Raw genomic sequence first — 23,149 nt, forward strand, 5'->3', positions numbered from 1 at the left:
CACTTCTACGGAAATAGCGGTTATAGTGGCATTATCAGGCACAGGCAGGAGCCGAGCCAACACCCTACGGAACAACAAGACAACGGGAGAAGTTCATGACCTGGGAATATGCGCTAATCGGTTTAGTCGTCGGCATCGTCATCGGTGCTGTGGCCATGCGTTTCGGTAATCGCAAATTGCGTCAGCAGCAGTCACTGCAGTACGAACTGGAAAAGAACAAAGCCGAGCTGGAAGAGTATCGTGAAGAGCTGGTCAGCCATTTTGCCCGTAGCGCCGAGCTGCTGGACAACATGGCGACCGACTATCGTCAGCTGTATCAACATATGGCCAAAAGCTCCAGCAGCCTGCTGCCGGAAATGACCGCGGAAACCAACCCGTTCCGCAACCGTCTGGCTGACTCTGAAGCCGGTAACGATCAGGCGCCCGTTCAGATGCCTCGCGACTATTCCGATGGCGCGTCCGGCCTGCTGCGCGGCGGTGTAAAACGCGATTAATCGCACAACCTGAATTTATTTTACGGGCGCAGCGATTGCGCCCGTCCTTTCTTGATGACCCCAGCTATCATTTAGTTAAACACCTCATTGTTCAGCGGTTTAAAATTCAATAACATCAACGTGTTTTTGGGGCCGTTTTTCCTTTATTCCAGGTTACGAGAGTCAACATCGATGAAGAAAAAAAACCAGCTGTTGAGCGCTATCGCGTTAAGTGTCGGGTTATCTCTCTCGGCGTCCGTCCCTGTATTCGCCGCCATCCCCACCCAGGTGCCTGGCCAGGCGGCCATTCCAAGCCTCGCACCCATGCTGGAAAAAGTGTTGCCTGCGGTCGTCAGCGTTCAGGTTGAGGGTACCGCAGTACAAAGCCAACGCGTCCCTGAAGAACTGAAAAAATATTTTGGCGATGAGTCTCCCGACCAGCAGGCGCAGCCTTTTGAAGGCCTGGGCTCTGGCGTCATTATTGATGCGGCAAAAGGCTATATTCTGACCAACAATCATGTCATCAGCCAGGCCGATAAAATCAGCGTCCAACTGAACGATGGCCGCGAATTCGATGCCAAACTGATCGGCGGAGATGATCAGAGCGACATCGCGCTGTTGCAGGTGCAAAACCCGAGCAACCTGACCCAGATTGCCATCGCGGACTCCGACAAACTGCGCGTCGGCGATTTTGCCGTCGCCGTGGGCAACCCCTTTGGTTTAGGGCAGACCGCGACTTCCGGGATCGTCTCCGCGCTGGGACGCAGCGGCCTCAATCTGGAAGGGCTGGAAAACTTTATCCAGACCGATGCCTCCATCAACCGTGGGAACTCCGGCGGGGCATTGCTCAACCTTAACGGCGAGCTGATAGGGATTAACACGGCGATTCTGGCCCCGGGCGGCGGCAGCATCGGGATCGGTTTTGCTATCCCCAGCAATATGGCCAAAACCCTCTCTCAACAGCTCATTCAGTTTGGCGAAGTCAAACGCGGGCTGCTGGGTATTAAAGGTATGGAGATGAGCGCGGATATTGCAAAAGCGTTCAACATCAACGTACAGCGCGGGGCGTTTGTCAGTGAAGTGCTGCCAAACTCCGGCTCGGCAAAAGCGGGCGTGAAATCGGGTGATGTGATCGTCAGCCTGAACGACAAGCCGCTGAGCAGCTTTGCCGAACTGCGCTCGCGGATTGCCACCACCGAACCCGGTGCCAAAGTGAAGCTGGGCCTGATACGTGACGGTAAGCCGCTGGACGTTGAAGTCACGCTGGATAAGAGCACCTCTTCCTCTGCCAGTGCGGAGCTTATCGCCCCGGCCCTGCAAGGGGCTACGTTGAGCGATGGGCAGTTGAAAGACGGTACGAAAGGCATTCGCATCGACACCGTCGAGAAGAGCAGCCCTGCTGCACAGGCCGGATTGCATCAGGATGACGTGATCATTAGCGTAAACCGCAATCGCGTGCAGTCCATTGCCGAACTGCGCAAGTTGCTGGAAAGTAAACCGGCGGTTATTGCCCTGCAGGTCATGCGTGGCAATGAGTCCATCTATATACTGTTGCGCTAAGCATTTGTGACCCGGACATCACCGCTGCGTGTGATGTCCGGATAACTCATGTTATGCTGCAAATCGTTCCTTTTTTAACGACACGCGCATCATGCTTTTAAAGCTCTTACGTTCTATTGTCATCGGTTTGATTGTTGCTGGCCTGCTGCTGCTGGCGCTGCCGTCTATACGTCAGTTCAATAAACTGTCGGCTCCCCAGTTCGATAGCACGGATGAAACGCCAGCCACCTATAACCAGGCCGTCCGCCGTGCCGCACCTGCCGTGGTTAACGTCTATAACCGTGGTCTGAACACCTCATCCCACAACCAGCTGGAGATCCGTACTCTCGGCTCCGGCGTAATCATGGACGAGCGCGGCTACATTATTACCAACAAGCACGTGATTAACGATGCCGACCAGATCATCGTCGCCCTGCAGGATGGCCGCGTATTTGAGGCGTTACTCGTTGGATCTGACAGCCTGACCGACCTGGCCGTGCTGAAAATTAACGCCACGGGCGGTTTGCCGGTCATCCCGATCAACCGTAAACGTACCCCGCATATTGGTGACGTCGTCCTGGCGATTGGTAACCCTTACAACCTGGGTCAGACCATCACCCAGGGGATTATTAGCGCGACCGGTCGTATTGGCCTCAACCCCTCCGGGCGGCAGAACTTCCTGCAAACCGATGCCTCCATCAACCACGGTAACTCCGGCGGGGCGCTGGTCAACTCGCTGGGTGAACTGATGGGCATCAACACCCTCTCGTTCGATAAGAGTAACGACGGCGAGACGCCGGAAGGGATCGGCTTTGCTATTCCATTCCAGCTGGCGACCAAGATCATGGATAAGCTGATCCGCGACGGACGCGTGATCCGCGGCTATATCGGTATCGGCGGGCGCGAAATTGCACCGATGCATACCCAGGGCGGCGGTATCGATCAGATTCAGGGGATTGTGGTGAATGAAGTGTCGCCTGGTGGCCCGGCCGCTAATGCGGGTATTCAGGTAAATGACGTCATTGTGTCGGTCAACGGCACGCCAGCGGTCTCTGCGCTGGAGACGATGGACCAGGTGGCAGAGATTCGTCCGGGCTCTATCATCCCTGTTGAAGTCATGCGCAACGATAAGAAACTGACGCTGCATGTGACAATTCAGGAATATCCGGCCACTAACTGACAGGCATAAAAAAACGGAGCGATAAGCTCCGTTTTTTTTGCCGGAAGACGGTTCGTTTTACTTGTTAACGAACTCTTCACCCAGGGTGATATCTTTCTTCAGCGTATCCAGCATACCTTCCATCGCGTGTTGTTCAAACGCGCTCAGCGTACCAATGGATTTACGCTCTTCGATACCGTTTTTACCCAGCAGCAGCGGTTGAGAGAAGAAGCGAGCGTGTTCGCCATCGCCTTCAACGTAAGCGCATTCAACAACGCCTTTCTCGCCCTGCAGAGCGCGAACCAGTGACAGACCAAAACGCGCAGCTGCCTGGCCCATAGACAGGGTTGCAGAACCGCCACCCGCCTTCGCTTCCACCACTTCGGTGCCCGCGTTCTGGATGCGTTTAGTCAGGTCAGCCACTTCCTGCTCGGTGAAGCTCACGCCTGGGATCTGCGACAGCAGAGGCAGGATGGTGACGCCAGAGTGACCGCCAATGACCGGCACTTCCACTTCTGTTGGCTGTTTGCCTTTCAGCTCAGCAACAAAGGTGTTGGAACGGATGATATCCAGCGTGGTCACGCCGAACAGTTTGTTTTTGTCGTAAACACCCGCTTTCTTCAGCACTTCTGCCGCGATAGCCACGGTAGTGTTCACCGGGTTAGTGATGATACCGATGCATGCTTTCGGGCAGATTTCTGCAATCTGCTGCACCAGGTTTTTCACGATGCCCGCGTTGACGTTGAACAGGTCTGAACGATCCATGCCTGGCTTACGCGCCACGCCTGCAGAAATCAGCACCACGTCAGCACCCTGCAGTGCAGGACGTGCATCTTCACCGGAGAAGCCTTTGATTTTTACAGCGGTCGGGATGTGGCTCAGGTCAACCGCCACACCTGGGGTTACCGGAGCAATATCGTACAGGGAGAGTTCTGAGCCTGAAGGCAGTTGGGTTTTCAGTAGTAGGGCAAGCGCCTGGCCGATACCACCAGCAGCGCCGAGGACTGCGACTTTCATCCTAAACTCCTTATTATGGTTAACTTAAGTATCTGTAAATCCGTTGCGGCGACCATAATTCAGCAAGTAAATAATTACAATTTTCGTAGCTAAAGAATTTGAGGTCACGCGACTTTATCTCTCATCAGAAGACTATCTGACGACAAATGGCAACGCATTAAGAGGTGGTTACAATACACCCTGCCCCGCCACCAAAACAACATCATTTTGATAACATTTAATTTACTTTTAAGCTTATTTGCGCGGCGTGACCCAGGCATGTTTTCTGATAACGAAATCTGATAAAATCACTCCCTTTCATAACATTATTTCAGCCTGGCGCTGGGTAGATAATTTGCATAAAAATTCATCCACATGCATAATAATGTTGTTTCTATCGTCATATTCCGGGTGACTTATGCGAAGCTCGTCTAAGCAAGAAGAATTAGTAAAGGCGTTTAAGGCGCTACTCAAAGAAGAGAAATTCAGTTCTCAGGGAGAAATTGTTCAGGCGCTGCAGGAACAAGGCTTCGATAACATCAATCAGTCGAAAGTCTCCCGCATGTTAACGAAATTTGGCGCGGTGCGTACCCGTAACGCCAAGATGGAGATGGTCTATTGCCTGCCGGCAGAACTTGGCGTGCCGACCACCTCCAGCCCGCTCAAAAATCTGGTTCTGGATATCGATCATAACGACGCCGTAGTGGTGATCCACACAAGCCCTGGGGCCGCACAGCTGATTGCCCGCATGCTGGACTCGCTGGGTAAAACGGAGGGTATCCTCGGGACTATCGCCGGCGATGACACCATCTTTACCACACCAGCCAGCGGTTTCTCCGTGAAAGATCTCCACGAAGCGATTCTGGTTCTGTTCGAACAGGAACTCTAATCCCCTCTCCCCGTAGCGTCGCTACGGGGATCGTTCTGCTTACGCTGCGTTTCCCCCTCTTTTCTACTGCCCTTCACTTTGACAAATAGTGCTTTTTACCACCCATTAACATTCATCTGGTGAATGCTAAATCAAAAAATCGCACAAAAAATCAAAAGCTACTATCCATATGATTTAATTAGATATAACCACCACAATCGAACAAAAAACACCCAATATTATGCAATTTGGTTATAAAAAATAGTCTGGTTAACACGTAATAACAATAGAAACCATTAGTCTGGTATTAATTTTTACCGTTATTAGTGTATACTTGATTTCGTGATGAGGGTCACGAAACAAGACCCCACTAAAAAATTCGACGAGGTAAGAATCATGAAAATCAAATCAACTGTAGCGGCGCTGAGCGTCCTGTCTGTCCTGTCATTCGGTGCTTTCGCTGCCGACTCTATCAATGCTGACCAGGCGCAATCCCGCCAGGCCATCGGTACGGTTTCTGTCGGCGCGGTCGGCACATCGCCAATGGACATGCGTGAGATGCTGAACAAAAAAGCGGAAGAACAGGGTGCGTCATCCTATCGCATCATCGAAGCGCGTTCTGGTGACCACTGGCACGCCACCGCTGAGCTGTACAAATAAGTTTTAGTAATAACTGAAAACGTAAATCTCCCCTCAACGGCACCAGGCATAAAAATAGCAGTTCAACCCTTCTCGCCGTTGAGTAAAAAACCCTATTCAGGAGTAAAGACTATGAAAACCAAATTGATCATCGCAACCCTCGGTCTGGCATCCGTTCTCTCTTTCGGCGCAAGCGCAGCCGTACAGCAGGTGAATGCTGACCAGGCACAAAATCTACAGCGTATGGGCAGCGTGTCCGTGACGTCAGTCACCGGTTCCCCAATGGATATTCGTCAGGAACTGGCCGCCAAAGCTGAAAAAGCAGGCGCCAGCAGCTATCGCGTCACCGAACTGAATCAGGGTGACCACTGGCATGCAACGGCTGAACTGTATAAATAAACCCTCGTCGTATCTCATCATACGACTTGCCCCTGGCCTCATGGTCAGGGGCTTTTTTTGATTCAATGCCGCGCGTTAAAGCGCAGCTGCCCTTCAAGCTCTTCTTCCGCTTCATCGAAAAGCAATATCAGCGCGCCAAAACGTCTGCGAAGCTTATCGGGCAAATGGATGAACTCAATTTCCAGCGGTAGCGGCAGCAGACTGCCGGTCACCACGTCCCACAGCGTATCCAGATTCGTCACGCTTTCCCGTTCAAGATCAAACATCCGGATAAATTCACGGTAGAAGTCTTCCTGACTGTCGATCTCGTCAAAATCAAACGTATAGGTTTTCATTGCCAGCCACCCAGTCCAGGCGAGCGGCAGATGCCGCCCTGTCTATTATAATCCCCCAATATGCAGGGTTTTAACTTCCAGATACTCTTCCAGCCCCAGCACGGAGCCCTCTCGTCCAAGACCTGACTCTTTTACGCCGCCAAAGGGCCCGAGCTCCGTGGAGACGGCACACTCGTTAATGCCAATCATCCCGCTCTCGATTGCCTGTGAAACGCGGAAGACCCGTGAGAGATTCTGGGTATAGAAGTAAGCCGCCAGCCCATAGGGCGTGTTGTTGGCGCGCTGGATAACTTCATCTTCCGAGGTGAAACGGAAGCACGCTGCCACCGGGCCAAACGTCTCTTCTTCTGCCAGCTTCATGCCTTCATGGCAGTCGCCCAGTACGGTTGGCATCCAGAAATTCCCACCAAGCGGATGGGGCTTACCCCCAGCCAGTACGGTTGCGCCCCGGGCAACGGCATCGTCGACATGCTCACGCACCTTGTTGACCGCAGAAGGTTCAATCAGCGGCCCGACGACCACCCCTTCGTCAAGACCATTCCCCACCTTCAGCCCATTCACCGCATCGGCAAGTTTATTCACAAATTTGTCGTAGACGGTTTCCTGAATATAAAAACGGTTCACGCTGACGCAGACCTGCCCGGCATTGCGGAACTTGTTGGCGATCGCCCCCTTAACCGCTGCGTCGATATCCGCATCCTCAAAAACGATATAAGGAGCATTTCCCCCCAGCTCCATCGAGACTTTCTTCATGGTTTCTGCGGCGTTACGCACCAGCGTTTTGCCGACGGAGGTTGAACCCGTAAAGGAGATTTTACGCACGTCCCGGCTTGCCATAATCGCATCGCTGATTTCATGCGTATTCCCGGCCACGGCGTTGAGCACGCCGTCGGGTACGCCGGCCTGTTTTGCCAGGGTAAGCAGCGCAAAGGCACTGAGCGGTGTGTTATTGGCCGGTTTGATCACCCCGGTACATCCTGCTGCCAGCGCCGGGCCTAACTTGCGGGTGAGCATGGCCATCGGGAAGTTCCACGGCGTAATCGCCGCGACCACACCAATGGGTTCACGGGTCGCCAGAATGCGTGAGCCGGGTTTGATCGGCGGAATAATTTCACCATTAGCGCGTTTGGCCTCTTCGGCAAACCACTGGATAAAGCTGGCGGCGTACTCGACTTCTCCCTCCGCTTCTTTCAGGGGTTTGCCCTGTTCGGTGGTCATTAACCGCCCGAGCCAGCTTTTATTCTCAATAATCAGTTCGTACCAGCGGTAGAGAATCGCCGAACGCTCTTTTGCAGTTTTGGCACGCCAGGCCGGGAAGGCTTTGGTGGCCGCTGCGATAGCCTCTTCGGTTTGTGCTTTACCCGCTTTGGCGACTTTCGCGATGACTTCCCCGGTAGCGGGGTTAAGCACATCGAAGGTCGTGTCCAGCGTCTTCCAGATTCCGTTGACCAGATAACCGGTCTGAAAAAGGATGTGATCCTGAAGCGCCTGGGTCGTCATGTGTCCTCCCTTCCTGAAATGTAAGAACGTGCTGGAATAAGTATAGCCACAAAAAAACCGACGCTTTTGGCGTCGGTTTTTTTACTTCAGTCAGTTATCCGTGAGGGCATTCTGGTAGCGATGCAGCATAAACACCAGCCGTCCTACCGGCTCGGTCACCTGAGGCGGTGCTTCCCAGTGCTTTAGCTTCTCCTGGTAGATATCGAGCTCTTCAAGCAGCTGCGTAAAGTAACGACGCCGTTTGTCATCGCTGCTGGCGGAAAGCACGTGATCGGCAGTACGACGCAGCTGGCGGTGCCAGGCCGACAGATCGTCGTTGATCGGCACCGGCGCGTTACGCAGACGCTGGTGCGCGATGATCATGGTTAACGCCAGGCGGAACTTCGCGATATCGCCAGGGAACTTGTTCAGCAGTAAAAACAGCTGCTGGTAGAGCGCGGGCAGGTGGTTCTCTTTACGGCGCGCGGTATTGGTTGTCATCGACGACACGGCAGCCGACACGAACTGGTTCAGCAGCACGCGGCCCGTTCTTGCCTGCGAGTTATCCCGTACCAGCAGTATCACCATCATGGCCAGGAAACAGCCCACCAGCTGACCTAATGCGCTGTCGAGGAACTGGCTGAAATGGAAGGTCATCGGGTTATCGAGCACGATGATGTTAATCGTACTTGCCAGCGCCCCCAGCGATCCCAGGCGCCGCTTTTGTACTTCAATGCCGATAAAGAACGCCATTACCGCCAGACTAATACAGAGCAGCAGCATGCTCTGCTGCGTCGACGGGATGATGACCAGAAAATAGAGCGCGCCTATCGGCAGGGCGGCAATGGTGCCGTAGAGGAAATCAATGGCGACCATTCGCGGGTTAGGCAGACGCATCGCCAGTGCGGTCACGACGGCAATCATCACCATCGCGCCGCTGCCGGACGTCCAGCCCGTCCACAGCCAGAACAGCGTGCCGAGCATACAGGCCAGCGTGGTACGCCAGAAGTTGACCATGGCGTGATGACGCTCGGCGGATTCCGCCTTGATCACCACTTCGCCCTGCAGCACCTCTTCTTCCGCCGCGCTGATTTTGGTGTTCCCGATCACGCCGCGCTTCAGCAGCAGATAGCGCGTCGCGGCACCGACCCAGGTGTAGATCGTCACCGGCGTGTCGCGCTCCCCTGTCCAGGCAATCACCCGACGCATGCGCTTAAGCTGCTTGTGCACGTCCTGCACGGTTTCCACCGGCTCGGCAAACAGTTCGCGGAACGTATCGGTGACCGCTTCCGGCCGGGTGTTCTGAATCAAATAGGTTTCACATGCCTGGGTAATCAGCGTCAGAGAGACGGTGTTGAGGGCTTTCAGGCGACGATTCGCGCGAGCCCAGCGCGAGGACTCCATATTAAGGTTGCTGCGCATCCCTTCCAGCGCCTGCGTACGACGTACCAGCCCGCTCCAGGCTCTATCCACCTCTTCGCTGTCGCCGTGCTTAATGCAGAGCTGCATCAGTTGGTACTGGGCAACCATCAGCGCGTCAAGCTCAAGGTCGACTTCCTGCTTGATGGAGCGCGGGGAGAACAGCAGGTCAGCGACGATTGCACTGACAATACCAATGACAATCTCGCTGCAGCGCTCAACCGCAAACTGTGGAGCAAGCAGCGGTTCAGACTGAATGGTGATGACAATAATCAGCGCGGTATAGCCCGCCAGCCCCCAGGCGTAGGAGTTCTCCACTTTCACCAGAGACGAGATCCAGGTGCAGAAACCTGCCCAGATACAGCAGACCATCAGCATCAGCAGCGGGGTGCGGATCATCAGAATAATAATGGTCAGCGCCGCGAAGCAGCCGATAAACGTCCCGATGATACGCAGCATCCCGCGATAGCGGATCGCGCCAGAATAGGGCTCCCCGCCCGCGGCGAAGGCCGGACCCGCCGCGACAATCGCAGCCGTCAGCACCGCCCAGCGAGGGGTTTCAAGCTGGAAGTGGAAGCCGACAAACAGCGCCAGCACGATGGCGCACGCCAGCTTCACGGCGAAGCGAATGTGCTGGCTGGCGATGGAAAAGATACCCATGTCGATTAACCAAACTCGCGCAGGCGGTGGGCAATTTTACGGAAGAATGAATCCTGGCTGGCATCCCGGTCTTTTTCACCGGTAATCACCACCGTCGCCGTGGTACCCGCAGGCCACAGATTTCCCTGCTGCTCATCCAGGTGGATGCGCACCGGCACGCGCTGGGCCAGACGCACCCACTCGAGGTTGGAATCTACCGTCGCCATCCCTTTAGCATCGTTAGAGCTGCTGGAGTTAGTCACCCCTGCGGCAACGCTGTCGACGGTGCCTTTAAAGACGCGATTGCTGCCCAGCGGCGTGATCTCCGCGCGATACCCTGGACGTACGCCCTCCAGCTTGGTCTCTTCCATATAGGCGAGCACGTAGAAGGAGTTCTGTTTAACCAGCGCCACGGCGGTTGAGCCGCGGGTAATGAATTCCCCGGCGTAGACGTTCAGGTTGGTCACCCAGCCATCAGACGGCGCACGGATCACGGTGCGCTCCAGATCGAGCTTCGCCAGATCGCGCGTTGCCTGCGCTTTCGCCAGCTGGTGGAGCACGGTCTGCAGCACGTTGTTGGACTGGTCAATCTCTTCACGGGACATTGCCTGAACGCCAAGCTGGTTACGGCGGCCAGCTTCGCGACGTTTCTCCGCAGCCAGCGCCTGGTAATAGGCCACGTCCGCTTCCGCCTCTTCCAGCGCTTTCTGGTAACGAGGCTGGTCGATGGTGAACAGAACCTGATCTTTTTTCACCAGCTGGTTGTCGTGGACGTTGACCGCCGTGATAAGACCGGCCACGTCAGGGGCGATGGCCACCACATCGGCGCTGAAGCGTGCATCACGCGTCCACGGTGATTCGGTGTAATAGACCCAGGCGCGGAAAATAGCGATGAAGGCGAGGATAACCAGCGCCGTAGTGATGGCAGTGCGGGAGATTTTTCTTGTTAGCGTTTTCACATCAACCTCAGACAAACATGCGCGATATCAGGTAGAACAGGCAGCAATACAGCGCGGTATTGAACAATGCAGGGTGCCAGACGAAATCGTAGATCCCGGTAGGGACCAGCACCTTGCGCACCAGCCAGAAGATCGCCAGTGATAAAAGAAGCTCGAAAAATATCGGTGGGAACGACAGACCGAACACCACGATAACGGGAAACAGACTCATGTTGACCTTGATTAGAGAGAGTGCAGGCTTCAGAATTTTTTAGCGCACGCCATCGCAGGAGAGCAAGGAACGCCGGGCGAGAATGGCGCAGCCGTTATGTAATAAATAATATATTAACGTAACTGTTATGCTGTTATCTATAATATGTGATCTAAATCACTTTTAAGCCAGAGTGAACAATGGAACGTTTAAAACGCATGTCGGTCTTCGCCAAAGTGGTTGAACTGGGCTCCTTTACCGCCGCTGCACGCCAGCTTCAGATGAGCGTCTCATCCATCAGCCAGACGGTGTCCAAACTGGAAGATGAGCTTCAGGTCAAGCTGCTCAACCGCAGCACCCGCAGCATTGGGCTGACGGAAGCGGGTAAAATTTACTATCAGGGCTGTCGCCGCATGCTGCTTGAAGTGCAGGATGTTCACGAACAGCTTTATGCCTTCAACAACACCCCCATCGGCACGCTGCGCATCGGGTGTTCTTCAACTATGGCACAAAATGTTCTCGCTGCCATGACCGCGGATATGCTGAAAGAGTACCCCGGGCTTACCGTCAATCTGGTGACGGGTATCCCGGCGCCGGATCTGATTGCCGACGGGCTGGACGTGGTGATCCGCGTCGGCGCGCTGCAGGATTCCAGCCTGTTCTCGCGTCGGCTGGGCAGCATGCCGATGGTGGTCTGTGCATCGAAAAGCTATCTGGCGCAGTACGGTGTGCCGGAGAAACCCGCCGACCTCACTAACCACTCATGGCTGGAGTACAGTGTGCGGCCCGACAATGAATTTGAGCTGATCGCCCCGGAAGGGATCTCCACCCGACTGCTGCCGGAAGGGCGTTTTGTCACTAACGATCCGATGACCATTTCGCGCTGGCTGGTGGCCGGCGCCGGGATCGCCTACGTGCCGCTGATGTGGGTGATCAACGAGATCAACAGCGGCGTGCTGGAGATCCTCTTCCCACGCTACCAGTCCGATCCGCGCCCGGTGTACGCCCTGTATACCGAAAAAGACAAACTCCCGCTCAAGGTACAGGTGTGTATTAACTATCTGACCGAGTATTTTGTGGACGTGGCGGAGCTGTTTCAGGGGATGCGGGGAAGAAGGAAAGAATAATCGATTTATCCCTGAAAGTATATGAGCGATGAATATTTCCAGGATAAAACCCCTCTGCATTCTGGAATATTCCTTCGCCACTATCAGGAATAGCTAATTGACACTGCCGCCGCCCGCCCTTTACTTTATAAACACTCTGCTGTTCAGACTGTTATTAATTTGTTGCTGATATGAATAATAAAATGTATTCCGCAGGATGACATTAAACAAGGAAAAGAAATGAATCTATTTGAACAAACACCGCCTTCACGCAGGCGCTATGGGCTCGCCGCATTCGTCGGTTTAATTGCAGGGATTGTCTCCGCGTTTGTCAAATGGGGAGCCGAAGTGCCGCTTCCGCCACGCAGTCCCACCGATTTATTTACCGGCGCATGCGGGCCTGAGCAATTAATAAGAGCCGCAAGCCAGATTGACTGTTCACGTAATTTTTTAAACCCTCCCTATGTATTTTTACGTGACTGGCTGGGTGTTGTTGATCCTAACGCAGCGGTTTATACATTTGCCGGACATATATTTAACTGGGTCGGCGTGACGCATATTATTTTCTCAATCGTCTTCGCTGTCGGGTATTGTGTCGTTGCTGAAGTCTTCCCGAAAATTAAACTCTGGCAGGGTTTGCTGGCGGGTGCGTTAGCTCAGCTCTTTGTGCATATGATCTCCTTCCCGCTGATGGGGCTGACGCCACCGCTGTTTGAGCTGCCGTGGTATGAACACGTGTCAGAGATCGTGGGCCATCTGGTCTGGTTCTGGTCGATAGAAATCATTCGTCGTGATTTACGTAACCGCATCACGCACGAGCCGGATCCGGAGATACCGCTGGGTCACTTACGCTAAAAGAAAGGCGCTACTGATGTAGCGCCTTTTTTATGAAGGAGTCAGGTCAGGCTGTGCCGCCCACCGTCAGGTTGTCCACTTTCAGCGTTGGCTGGCCCACGCCAACCGGCAGGCTCTGGCCCTCTTTACCGCAGACGCCCACGCCGTTATCCAGCTTCAGATCGTTACCAACCATCGAGATCTGCTGCATGGCTTCAATACCGGAGCCAATCAGCGTTGCACCTTTCACCGCTTTGGTCACTTTGCCCTTCTCGATCAGGTACGCTTCTGAAGTAGAGAAGACAAACTTACCGGAGGTGATGTCCACCTGGCCGCCGCCAAAGTTTGGCGCAAAGATACCGTAATCAACGGATTCGATAATCTCCTGCGGCGTGGATTTGCCCGGCAGCATGTAAGTGTTGGTCATGCGCGGCATCGGCAGATGCGCGTAAGATTCACGGCGTCCGTTGCCCGTCGGCGCAACACCCATCAGGCGCGCGTTGAGTTTGTCCTGCATGTAGCCTTTCAGCACGCCGTTTTCGATCAGCACATTGTACTGGCCTGGCGTACCTTCATCGTCGATAGCCACCGAGCCACGGCGATCGCGCATGGTGCCGTCATCCACCACGGTGCACAGCTCAGAGGAGACAAGCTGCCCGATCTGACCGCTGAACACGGACGTCCCGCGACGGTTAAAGTCGCCTTCCAGGCCATGGCCTACCGCCTCATGCAACAATACGCCCGGCCAGCCGGCACCCAGCACCACCGGGAATGAGCCCGCCGGCGCCGCGACGGCATTCAGATTCACCAGCGCCATACGGACGGCTTCTTTTGCCCACGCGTCAGCGCGCGCTTCACCGTCAACGTCGCCCAGGAACCAGTCATAGCCGAAACGACCGCCGCCGCCGCTTGAGCCGCGCTCGCGTTTGCCGTCCTCATCAACCTGCACGCTGATGGAGAGACGCACCAGCGGGCGAACATCTGCCGCCAGGGTGCCGTCCGTTGCCGCCACCAGAATCAGTTCATACACACCGCTCAGGCTGGCTGAAACTTCCTGCACGCGTTTGTCCGCCGCGCGGGCGACTTTGTCCACGCGACGCAGGATATCCAGCTTCTCTTCACGGCTCATGCTCTGCAGCGGATCGATGCTGGTATAGAGCGCAGAGTGCTGCACTTCTCCGAGGGTTTTCACGCGACCATCGCCGGTATCACGCACAATGGTACGCGCGGCCTGCGCGCTCTGCTCAAGTGCGGTGAGGCTAATCTGATCGGCATAGGCAAAACCGGTTTTCTCGCCGCTGACGGCACGGACGCCGACGCCCTGGTCGATGTTGTAGGAGCCATCTTTGATGATGCTGTCTTCTAAAACCCAGGATTCGTGATAGCTCGACTGGAAATAAAGGTCGCCGTAGTCGAGACGGCGTTCGGTCAGTTGACCAAGAATGGAGAACAGGTCCTGATGGCTCAGGCCGTTCGCTGCGAGCAAATGTTCACTTACCAGGTTCAGACTCATCGTATTGCTACTCGTTCGTTGCCGCCCGTGGCGGTATAAAGATCGTATTTATTGAGAGTGAGGCAATTACCTGCCCGCGTCAAATCATTGCTGTGCATCTTTGCGCGGCTGGCGCAGCACCTCGTTAATCTGCGGTTTATCTACCGGACCGGTAATGCGGTAGCGCAGAATGGAGACCTTGCTCCAGAGTGGCCCCAGCACTTTACTGGCGGCAAACACCGCCGCACCAACAATCGGGTTCACCACGAAAGCTGCCGCCACACCCACGCTCGCGGAAATTTCCGGTGCCACGACGGCTTCCATATCCAGTTCGCGACGCACGAGGTTAACGGAGCCTTTCATGGCGATATCCGCTTCAAGGCCATCCACCAGCGTGTCGTCCGTGTGCAGAACGCCGTCCTTGATCCACGCCGTACTGCGGATGGAATCGTAGTAGAAACCTTCGTTGAAGGTATCACTGAAATCGAAGCGCAGCTTGCGCAGCAGCGCGTCAAAACTCAGCAGGCGCAGGATCTGTCCGGCACGCCCCGTACTCACGTCGGCGATCTCACCTTTGCCGAAGTGGGTTTTCAGAATGCCGTTAAGCGAGGCCTCATCCGGCTTCCACGGTGCGTCGCGCCAGTGAAGATCGTAATCGACGTCAAATGACGAGCCGCGCAGCGGCGTGCTGATACCAAAGAAACTGGCTGCCGCATCCAGTTTGTTGCCTTTAATATCGCCCTTCAGGGACGTCCGCTGCTCGCCCGGGTTATTCACCCATTCCCCTGCGGCCGTCATGCGGCCAAATCCGGTATCAACCAGGCCGCCGGAGAGCGTAAGCGTGTTTCCCTGGATGGCAAAATCACCGTCGATGCGGCCATATTTCTGCCCCCACAGCCAGCACTCCGCACAGCGCAGCTGGAGATCGGGCCAGCCGCTAAAATCGACGCGGGAGGTATGACTCAGCGGCGACGTCTCTGCCGGTTTGTCTTTCCCGCTCGCGGCGCTTGCCGGGTTGTAGTAGAGGTAGCGGATCGCCGCCTGCCACGGCGCGTGATTGCGCATGGTCAGCGTACCGTTGATCTCTCTGCCCTGGGCCTCCACCTTCGTGCCGTTAGCGCCAGGCTGCGAGACAATGCTCAGGTTGTTCCACTGCTGCCCGCCCAGCATCAGCGACGGCGTACGTACGGTAATGGTTTGCGGGAACTGGGCGGTTTCATCAACGTTTTGCCCAACGCCTTTCTGGAACAACGCCAGCCACTCAGCACCGTCCATCGACGGGAGATTCAACTCAATGCCCGTCTGCTCCGGCAGCGGCGGCGTGGAGCGGCTATCCGTTGTCCAGATGGCTTTGTCGAGGGTGAGCTTGCGGTTAAGCAGCCAGCGGCTGTTGAAGTGGTTTGTCCCACCCGCGCTGCCGGTCAGCGCGAAGCTGTTCAGGTTGCCATCGACGTTCAGCTTTACCGGCAGCGGCTGTCCGGCCTGTTTATCCAGCGGCGCAGGCAGCTGGCTCTGAAGGTTTTTCAGATCGCCCGTGATGTCGACCTTATACTGGGCACCCGCGTGATAAGGCAGGTCGATTGCCACTTTACCCTGCCAGGCAACCGCCCCCTCCACTGACGCCTCAATGGGCTTCGGCAGGACGTCCATACGTGATGGTTGCCAGTTACCGTCAAGATTGACGGCTACCTGATAGGCCTTTTCACCCTCGGTCGTCGTGAAGTCAATATTAACGGGCTGATTAAACCAGCTGGCCGTAAGCGGCTCGCTCTTCAGGTTACCGTTCTCAAAGCTGAACTGCCCGCTGAGATTTTTCAGCGTGCTCTCAAGGGGTTTGATGAACAGGCTGTTGTTCTTCAGACGGACGTCGCCTTTGGCGGTGGTCATCTTGCCGTCCAGCGGGATATCAAGATGTAAGCGAGCATTCACATCGCCATCAAGCTGCAGCTGTTGAAGCGTCGCGGCCAGCGACTCTTTCAGAGGCGTCTCCTCAAAGTACGGTCCGACCGCCTTGCCGGGACCGTTGATGTCGGCATCAATCAGCAGCTTCTCTTTTGAGTAGTCCGGAATGTTGGCCGTCAGGTTACTGGCCGTCACGCCGCCCAGCGCCACGCTGTCGGACTTCATCCACAGGCCGTCATTGAGGAAATTAAGTTCGATATCCAGGTTTTTCAGCGCGGGCCAGTCCGGCTGGAACGCGAAGGTGGCGTTATGCAGCGGCACCAGCACCTGGAACTGGCCTTCATTATGTTTGTACGGGAAAAGATGCGGATTTCCGCCGTAGACCAGCGTGGCATTGTCCGCCTGACCGCCCTGAATCGCCCCGCTGAGATAGTCTACCAGCGCTTTTCCCATCAGGTTTTCCGGGAAGTAGCGCCAGGCCTGAGAGCCGTCATCGGTGCTGATCCCGGCGAGAATACCCAGCCACGGCTCATCCCCTTCAGGCTGCAGATAGCGGAAATCGCCGCGCGCATGCACCGCTTTGGCTTTCACATCGATATGGCGGCCATCAAGCTGGAAACCCTTGTCGTTACGGAGCCAGTTAAGCACCGCACTGCCCTGTTTGATTTCCAGCGGCGCGCGGAAGACCGTCTCGTAAGGCATTTTGGCGTCGTGCATATCAACCGTCAGCCTGCCGTTTTCCACGCTGCCTTCCAGCTTGCCGCTAAAGTGCTCTGCACCCGGCAGCAGCTTCCACTGCTTCCAGGCAAGATCTTTCCACGTTGCCTGGAAGCGGGTTTTTTCCGTCGCCTGGAGCGGGATATCCAGCGCCAGAGCGTCTATCTTCCCGCTCGGCTGCGTTGCCAGCCAGATCTCGCCGAGATCGGGAGAGAGCTTTGCCGCCATCGAGCGCAGCCCTTCAATGGCAGCCAAATCCAGGTTGCTGGCACGGATGCGCAGCTCGTCGCTGCGTTTACTGGCCGCACCACCAACGTCCTGCTCCGGCATCCAGGCCAGCGTCAGCGCACCGCGCGGCCACGGCTTGCCGTCCATGGTGATGCGCGTATCGGGAATGGCAAACTGCCAGCCCTCTTTCTCCTGCGTTACGTGTGCGGTGAGGTTATCGACGGAAAGCTGATGCTGTTGTTTTTCGCCTTTCCAGCTTGCGCCTCCCTGCTTGAGCCAGATATCACCGCTGGCAAATTCGCCTTTCGTCAGGGTCAGCCAGCCTTCAAGACTGAAGCGGGCCGTTTCCAGCTGCATATTTTGCTGGAGCCAGTCGCCCAGCCACGGCTTGACGTCCACATCATCGGCCTGCAGCCAGACTTTGCCGTTATTTAACAGGCCGTCATCGTCGCGCAGATCCATGCGCACCTGCATCACGCCGTGCTGGCCGTTCAGGCTTGAGAGATTGACCTGTCCCTCGGCGCGATGCCGATCCTTACCGTTGAGCCAGGTCAGCTGCGGGATCGCCAGCTCGGCGCGCTGGCCGGAAAGAGTAATAAAGCTCACTTCGCTGTCGCGCAGATCGAAATGATCGAACTGGCGGAGGAAAAGATCGCTGAAGCGGTTGGCTTCAAGCCCCTGACCGCTATCGCTACCGGACAGCGGCGTATTGGTAAGGAACTGGAGCTGATAAAAGGTGAGATCGCGAAACTGCCAGCGCAGATGCAGCAGGCTTTGCCAGACGTCCAGCGCCAGGGTCACGCGTTTGATTTTCAGGTAGCCGCCATCTTTCAGGCGGGCGTTGATATCCCGGACATCGAGCGTCGGGCCAAAATTTTGCCAGTTAGCGCTGACCTGACTGACGTTCACCGGCACGCCGGTGGTGGATTCGATTTTCGCCAGCAGCTGCGGACGCCAGCTGTCCAGATGCGGCAATACGAGGCGTAGCCCGCTCACGAGCAACGCGACAATCACGACCAGCGTTGCCCCTGTAAGCAATAAAATCCCCGGCAATCGCCTCACGCATCTCTCCTTGTCAGCATTCGTCACGCAGCGTACTGCGTTTACATCATTACGACGTCAAACTGCTCCTGGTTATAGAGCGGTTCAATTTGTACTTTTACCTGTTTGCCGACAAAGATTTCCACTTCCGCCAGCGCGTGTGACTCTTCGCCTTTCAGCGCTTCAGCCACCGCAGGGGAAGCATAGACCAGAAAACGGTCGGAGTCGTAGGCATGATGCACACGCACAATTTCACGCATAATTTCGTAGCAGACGGTCTCAACCGTCTTTACCGTTCCGCGTCCATGGCAGGTCGGGCATTCATTACACAGCACATGCTCCACGCTCTCGCGGGTACGCTTACGCGTCATTTCCACCAGTCCCAGCTGTGAGAAGCCGTTGATGCTGGTTTTCACGCGATCTTTACTCAACGCCTGCTCAAGCGAGTGCAGCACGCGGCGACGATGGTCTTCATTACTCATATCGATGAAGTCGATGATGATAATGCCGCCCAGATTGCGCAGACGAAGCTGGCGCGCAATCGCCTGTGTGGCTTCGATGTTGGTGTTGAAGATGGTGTCATCCAGGTTGCGATGGCCGACAAACGCGCCGGTGTTAATATCGACGGTGGTCATCGCTTCGGTCTGATCGATGATCAGATAGCCGCCTGACTTCAGTTCAACCTTACGCTCCAGCGCACGCTGGATCTCGTTTTCAACATCATAGAGATCGAAGATCGGCTGACGCCCTGAATAATGCTCCAGCAGGCCAGGCATCTCGGGGATATATTCGGCGGTAAATTCCAGCAACGCTTCATAGGTCAGGCGCGAGTCCACGCGAATGCGGTCGAGCTGCGCATCAGCAAAGTCACGCAGAACGCGTTGTGCAAGCGCCAGTTCACCGTAGAGCTGGTAGCGGGTCTGGTTGCGTTTTTTACGCTCCATCACTTTGGTCCAGACGCGCTTCAGGTAAGCCGCATCCGACGCCAGGTCTTCCTCGCTGATCCCCTCTGCGGCGGTACGGATGATAAACCCGCCCTGCTCATCGCAGTAGGCACTCACCACTTTCTTCAGACGCTCGCGCTCGGTTTCGCTCTCAATACGCTGCGAAACGCCCACGTGCGACGCGCCGGGCATAAAGACCAGATAGCGGGAAGGTAAGGTGATGTCGGTGGTCAGACGGGCGCCTTTGGTACCGAGGGGATCTTTCACCACCTGCACCATCAGATCCTGTCCCTGACGCACCAGTTCGGAAATGTCGCGCACGGCAAACTGCTTTTGCTCTTCGCCCGCGACGCACTCGGTGTGCGGCATGATATCGGAGGCATGTAAAAATGCCGCCTTATCCAGTCCAATATCTACAAAAGCCGCCTGCATACCCGGTAGTACACGACTGACACGACCTTTGTAGATATTGCCTACTATTCCGCGCCGCGCTTCACGCTCAATATGAATTTCCTGAAGAATGCCACCATCAATATAGGCCACACGGGTTTCCGATGGCGTTACGTTTACCAACAATTCAGCCGTCATAATTATCCCTTCCCTCACGCAGTGAGTTAAAATTGCTCAGCAACTCATACGTTTCCACCAGCGGTAAGCCGACTACGGCGTGATAGCTGCCATGAATCTTCCTGACAAAACAGCCACCCAGCCCCTGAATACCGTATGCACCTGCCTTATCCATTGGTTCACCGCTGGCAATATAAGCGGCGATGTCGTCGTCGGTAAGCACTCTGAACGTCACTTCTGTCACCACCAGGCAATCCAGCACGTGCTGGCTGTCAGCCAACGCGACGGCCGTCATCACCTGATGCGTATGTCCGGACAGTTTGCGCAGCATGCGCGCCGCATGATCGGCGTCGCGCGGTTTCTCAAGCACTTCACCGTTCAGAATAACGATGGTATCTGCTCCCAGCACGGGGAGATCGCATGGCACACTGGCCACGCCCGCCTGCGCTTTCTCACGCGCCAGGCGAGACACGTACTGCTGGGCGCTTTCGCCCTCAGCACGTCTTTCTTCAATGCCGGTCACGATGCGTTCAAAAGAGACCCCTAGCTGCGTCAGGAGTTCCTGACGGCGCGGGGAGCCGGAAGCGAGATACAAAGACGTCATAGAAACCTTTTATTGCACAGCAAACTGCTGGCGAACCTTACGCATCAGCAGGAATAACCATGGCCAGAGCACACCGTTTACTACACTACTCCAGAACACTTCCGGTCGGAAAGAGACGTTGATCACTAAAAACTCTGCCCAGAAAACAACGATATCCGCAGCGAGCGACAATAGCATCACCACCAGGGCCTGTTGCCAGAGCGCAAGGTTACGGAAGAGCTGGAATTTGAGTGCGACGAGGTACGCAATAATGCTCATGGACAAGGCGCGCACGCCAAGCGTAGAGCCGCTAATGAGATCCAGTATGGCACCCATCACGAAACCTGTGCCGACATTTACGCGATGCGGCAGGGCAAGGATCCAGTAGAGCAAAATGAGCAATACCCAGTTTGGCCGGAAAACGAGAATGTCATCCGGCCAGGGCATCACTTGCAGCAACAGTGCAATGAGAAACGAGAGCCAGATGACCCAGCGTCCCTGGCTACGATAGCTTGCCACTACTGCCCTCCCGAAGAGAGTTTAGGCGGTGGCGGCGCATCCGGCAGCGGCTGCGTTAACCCGGTTGCCGGCGCCGGGACTGGCGCAGGTGGCCCCATGGAATCCGCAGGCGGGAGAACCTGCGGCATCATCTGCATCAGGCGCTCATTTGCCACGCGATGCACCTCTTCAGGCGTCATCGGGTTAGCACCGTTACGATCGGCGCCCCACAGCAGCAGCAGATAGCGCAGACGCTGCAAACCGGCGGTTGGACGCGCCTGAATTACGGTATAGGCACGCTGCGTATCCAGCTTCACTGAAGAAACCACCGCAACCGGATAGCCCTCAGGGAAGCGTCCGCCCAGACCGGAGGTCACCAGGACGTCACCCACGCGGATATCCGTGTTAGCTGGCAGGTGTTCCAGCTGCAGGTCGTCCGTACAGCCATTACCGGCCGCAATCACGCGGATGTCGTTACGCAGGACCTGGATCGGCAGCGCATGCGTGGCATCGCAAATCAGCAGCACGCGGCTGGTCAGCTTGGCCACGGCAACCACCTGGCCCACGACGCCTTTATCACTGATAACAGGCTGACCTTCATACACCCCGTTCACGCTCCCTTTGTCGATCACAACCTGATCGCTGTAGGGGTCGTTCACGGTGGAGATCACCTGCGTGACCATTTTCTGCTCATCCTGACGCAGCGGCGAGCCGAGCAGTTCACGCAGACGCGCATTTTCCTGCTTGTATTGCCCCAGCATCAGCAGTTCACTGTTTTTCAGCAACAGTTCCTGACGTAATGCCCGGTTTTCGAGTTCGAGTTGGTCACGTGAAGACAGCGTTTGAGAAACGGAGTCGAGCAATTCACGGGGACCATTGGATATAAAGTAGAAAGGACTGACGGCGGTATCCATGTACGTTCGGATCTGGCTGAACGTACCGAGGCGGCTATCGGCAATAATGACCCCAAGCGCAACCAGAACCGCCAGAATGAGGCGAAACTGTAGCGATGGGCCACGGCTAAAAATTGGCTTCATAGGCTATGCGTATTCTCGCGTCAGAGAGAAAGGGTAGCAAATTGCTACCCTCTCAAACTCGACTACTCTTCGCTGAACAAATCGCCGCCGTGCATGTCGATCATTTCCAGCGCCTTGCCACCACCACGGGCGACGCAAGTCAGTGGATCTTCTGCAACTACGACAGGAATACCTGTCTCTTCCATTAACAGGCGGTCGAGGTTACGCAGCAGCGCACCACCACCGGTCAGAACCATACCGCGCTCGGAGATATCGGACGCCAGCTCTGGTGGGCACTGTTCCAGCGCGACCATTACCGCGCTCACGATACCCGTCAGTGGTTCCTGCAGTGCTTCCAGAATTTCGTTGGAGTTCAGGGTGAAACCGCGTGGCACACCTTCAGCCAGGTTACGGCCACGTACTTCGATCTCACGCACTTCATCGCCCGGATACGCAGAGCCGATTTCGTGTTTGATACGCTCTGCGGTGGCTTCACCGATCAGAGAGCCGTAGTTACGGCGTACATAATTAATGATGGCTTCGTCGAAGCGGTCACCACCGATACGTACGGAAGAGGAGTACACCACGCCGTTCAGAGAGATAACGGCCACTTCAGTGGTACCACCACCGATATCCACCACCATGGAACCGGTCGCTTCAGACACAGGCAGGCCAGCACCGATGGCCGCCGCCATTGGCTCTTCAATCAGGAACACTTCACGCGCACCTGCGCCCTGGGCAGATTCACGGATTGCGCGACGCTCTACCTGGGTTGCACCAACCGGCACACACACCAGAACACGCGGGCTTGGGCGCATGAAGCTGTTGCTGTGAACCTGCTTGATGAAGTGCTGAAGCATTTTTTCAGTCACGAAGAAGTCGGCGATAACGCCGTCTTTCATTGGGCGAATGGCGGCGATGTTGCCAGGGGTACGACCCAGCATCTGCTTCGCGTCATGACCCACTGCGGCCACGCTTTTCGGCGAGCCTGCACGATCCTGACGAATGGCCACAACAGAAGGCTCATTCAATACGATGCCTTGTCCTTTTACATAAATAAGGGTATTCGCGGTACCCAGGTCAATGGACAGGTCATTGGAAAACATGCCACGAAATTTTTTCAACAT

General features: G+C 55.7%; 21 protein-coding genes. 8 read left to right on the top strand and 13 right to left on the bottom strand.

All coding sequences use genetic code 11. The features are described from left to right. The first annotated feature begins 95 nt into the window (after nt 1–95). The 3 genes from zapG to degS all read left to right on the top strand — a co-directional run bounded on the left by zapG (nt 96) and on the right by degS (nt 3,192). A complete protein-coding gene (gene zapG / locus BM007_RS11905) occupies nt 96–494 on the top strand; it encodes a Z-ring associated protein ZapG (protein WP_008502832.1) in 399 nt (132 codons plus the stop codon). Between the two features lie 171 nt (nt 495–665). After that, the gene (degQ, locus tag BM007_RS11910; protein ID WP_024906335.1) at nt 666–2,033 is read left to right on the top strand and encodes a serine endoprotease DegQ; all 1,368 of its coding nucleotides are present in this window, start codon (nt 666–668) and stop codon (nt 2,031–2,033) included. Between the two features lie 91 nt (nt 2,034–2,124). Next, the gene (gene degS / locus BM007_RS11915) at nt 2,125–3,192 is read left to right on the top strand and encodes an outer membrane-stress sensor serine endopeptidase DegS (RefSeq protein WP_090418889.1); all 1,068 of its coding nucleotides are present in this window, start codon (nt 2,125–2,127) and stop codon (nt 3,190–3,192) included. 57 nt (nt 3,193–3,249) lie between these two features. Here the strand turns inward: degS and mdh are convergent, their stop codons facing one another. Beyond that, nucleotides 3,250–4,188 carry a malate dehydrogenase gene (gene mdh / locus BM007_RS11920; protein WP_023309387.1) on the bottom strand — a complete coding sequence of 313 codons (939 nt, stop codon included), beginning with the start codon at nt 4,186–4,188 and terminating at the stop codon, nt 3,250–3,252. A gap of 397 nt (nt 4,189–4,585) precedes the next feature. Between mdh and argR the strand changes: the two genes are divergently transcribed. The 3 genes from argR (at nt 4,586) to yhcN (BM007_RS11935) (ending at nt 6,073) form a co-directional block, all read left to right on the top strand. After that, nucleotides 4,586–5,056 (top strand): transcriptional regulator ArgR, encoded by a 471-nt coding sequence (gene argR / locus BM007_RS11925; protein WP_023309388.1) that lies wholly within the window; start codon nt 4,586–4,588, stop codon nt 5,054–5,056. A 375-nt stretch (nt 5,057–5,431) separates the two neighbouring features. Then, nucleotides 5,432–5,695 (top strand): peroxide/acid stress response protein YhcN, encoded by a 264-nt coding sequence (gene yhcN / locus BM007_RS11930; RefSeq protein ID WP_024906333.1) that lies wholly within the window; start codon nt 5,432–5,434, stop codon nt 5,693–5,695. Nucleotides 5,696–5,806: 111 nt separating this feature from the next. Further along, nucleotides 5,807–6,073, top strand: coding sequence for a peroxide/acid stress response protein YhcN (yhcN, locus tag BM007_RS11935; RefSeq protein WP_014885424.1), 267 nt, complete (start codon nt 5,807–5,809; stop codon nt 6,071–6,073). A 62-nt stretch (nt 6,074–6,135) separates the two neighbouring features. Here yhcN (BM007_RS11935) and BM007_RS11940 read toward each other — a convergent pair whose 3' ends face one another. The 5 genes from BM007_RS11940 to aaeX all read right to left on the bottom strand — a co-directional run bounded on the left by BM007_RS11940 (nt 6,136) and on the right by aaeX (nt 11,115). Further along, entirely contained in the window at nt 6,136–6,408 is a 273-nt protein-coding gene (locus BM007_RS11940; RefSeq protein WP_090418892.1) for a barstar family protein, read from the bottom strand. A 45-nt stretch (nt 6,409–6,453) separates the two neighbouring features. Then, the gene (locus BM007_RS11945; RefSeq protein ID WP_090418896.1) at nt 6,454–7,908 is read right to left on the bottom strand and encodes an NAD-dependent succinate-semialdehyde dehydrogenase; all 1,455 of its coding nucleotides are present in this window, start codon (nt 7,906–7,908) and stop codon (nt 6,454–6,456) included. Nucleotides 7,909–7,998: 90 nt separating this feature from the next. After that, nucleotides 7,999–9,966, bottom strand: a complete 1,968-nt coding sequence (gene aaeB, locus BM007_RS11950) for a p-hydroxybenzoic acid efflux pump subunit AaeB (RefSeq protein ID WP_090418899.1) — start codon at nt 9,964–9,966, stop codon at nt 7,999–8,001. Nucleotides 9,967–9,971: 5 nt separating this feature from the next. Next, nucleotides 9,972–10,904, bottom strand: a complete 933-nt coding sequence (aaeA, locus tag BM007_RS11955) for a p-hydroxybenzoic acid efflux pump subunit AaeA (protein ID WP_032650427.1) — start codon at nt 10,902–10,904, stop codon at nt 9,972–9,974. Between the two features lie 7 nt (nt 10,905–10,911). After that, nucleotides 10,912–11,115, bottom strand: coding sequence for a p-hydroxybenzoic acid efflux pump operon protein AaeX (aaeX, locus tag BM007_RS11960; RefSeq protein WP_003860416.1), 204 nt, complete (start codon nt 11,113–11,115; stop codon nt 10,912–10,914). 179 nt (nt 11,116–11,294) lie between these two features. On the opposite strand from aaeX, the gene aaeR reads away from it, so the two are divergent. Both aaeR and BM007_RS11970 read left to right on the top strand, forming a co-directional pair. Next, nucleotides 11,295–12,221 carry an HTH-type transcriptional activator AaeR gene (aaeR, locus tag BM007_RS11965; protein ID WP_023309395.1) on the top strand — a complete coding sequence of 309 codons (927 nt, stop codon included), beginning with the start codon at nt 11,295–11,297 and terminating at the stop codon, nt 12,219–12,221. Nucleotides 12,222–12,440: 219 nt separating this feature from the next. After that, entirely contained in the window at nt 12,441–13,055 is a 615-nt protein-coding gene (locus tag BM007_RS11970) for a YagU family protein (protein ID WP_024906328.1), read from the top strand. Nucleotides 13,056–13,101: 46 nt separating this feature from the next. Here the strand turns inward: BM007_RS11970 and tldD are convergent, their stop codons facing one another. From tldD to mreB, 7 genes are all read right to left on the bottom strand, one after another. Beyond that, nucleotides 13,102–14,547, bottom strand: coding sequence for a metalloprotease TldD (gene tldD, locus BM007_RS11975; RefSeq protein WP_024906327.1), 1,446 nt, complete (start codon nt 14,545–14,547; stop codon nt 13,102–13,104). An 84-nt stretch (nt 14,548–14,631) separates the two neighbouring features. Further along, nucleotides 14,632–18,435 (bottom strand): AsmA2 domain-containing protein YhdP, encoded by a 3,804-nt coding sequence (gene yhdP, locus BM007_RS11980; protein WP_090418902.1) that lies wholly within the window; start codon nt 18,433–18,435, stop codon nt 14,632–14,634. A gap of 41 nt (nt 18,436–18,476) precedes the next feature. Then, on the bottom strand, nt 18,477–19,946 hold the full coding sequence (gene rng, locus BM007_RS11985; RefSeq protein WP_010436156.1) for a ribonuclease G: 1,470 nt from the start codon (nt 19,944–19,946) through the stop codon (nt 18,477–18,479). Further along, nucleotides 19,936–20,529 carry a Maf family protein gene (locus BM007_RS11990; RefSeq protein WP_024906325.1) on the bottom strand — a complete coding sequence of 198 codons (594 nt, stop codon included), beginning with the start codon at nt 20,527–20,529 and terminating at the stop codon, nt 19,936–19,938. The genes rng and BM007_RS11990 overlap by 11 nt, the downstream gene beginning before the upstream one ends. A 9-nt stretch (nt 20,530–20,538) precedes the next feature. Then, on the bottom strand, nt 20,539–21,027 hold the full coding sequence (gene mreD, locus BM007_RS11995; RefSeq protein ID WP_023309399.1) for a rod shape-determining protein MreD: 489 nt from the start codon (nt 21,025–21,027) through the stop codon (nt 20,539–20,541). Further along, nucleotides 21,027–22,043, bottom strand: a complete 1,017-nt coding sequence (mreC, locus tag BM007_RS12000; protein WP_032650442.1) for a rod shape-determining protein MreC — start codon at nt 22,041–22,043, stop codon at nt 21,027–21,029. Before mreC ends, mreD begins: the two co-directional genes overlap by 1 nt. A 62-nt stretch (nt 22,044–22,105) precedes the next feature. Then, nucleotides 22,106–23,149, bottom strand: a complete 1,044-nt coding sequence (gene mreB, locus BM007_RS12005) for a rod shape-determining protein MreB (protein ID WP_000913396.1) — start codon at nt 23,147–23,149, stop codon at nt 22,106–22,108.

Origin of the sequence: Enterobacter sp. NFIX59 (genome assembly GCF_900113755.1) — a bacterium.
GTDB classification, from domain to species: Bacteria; Pseudomonadota; Gammaproteobacteria; order Enterobacterales; family Enterobacteriaceae; genus Enterobacter; species Enterobacter pseudoroggenkampii.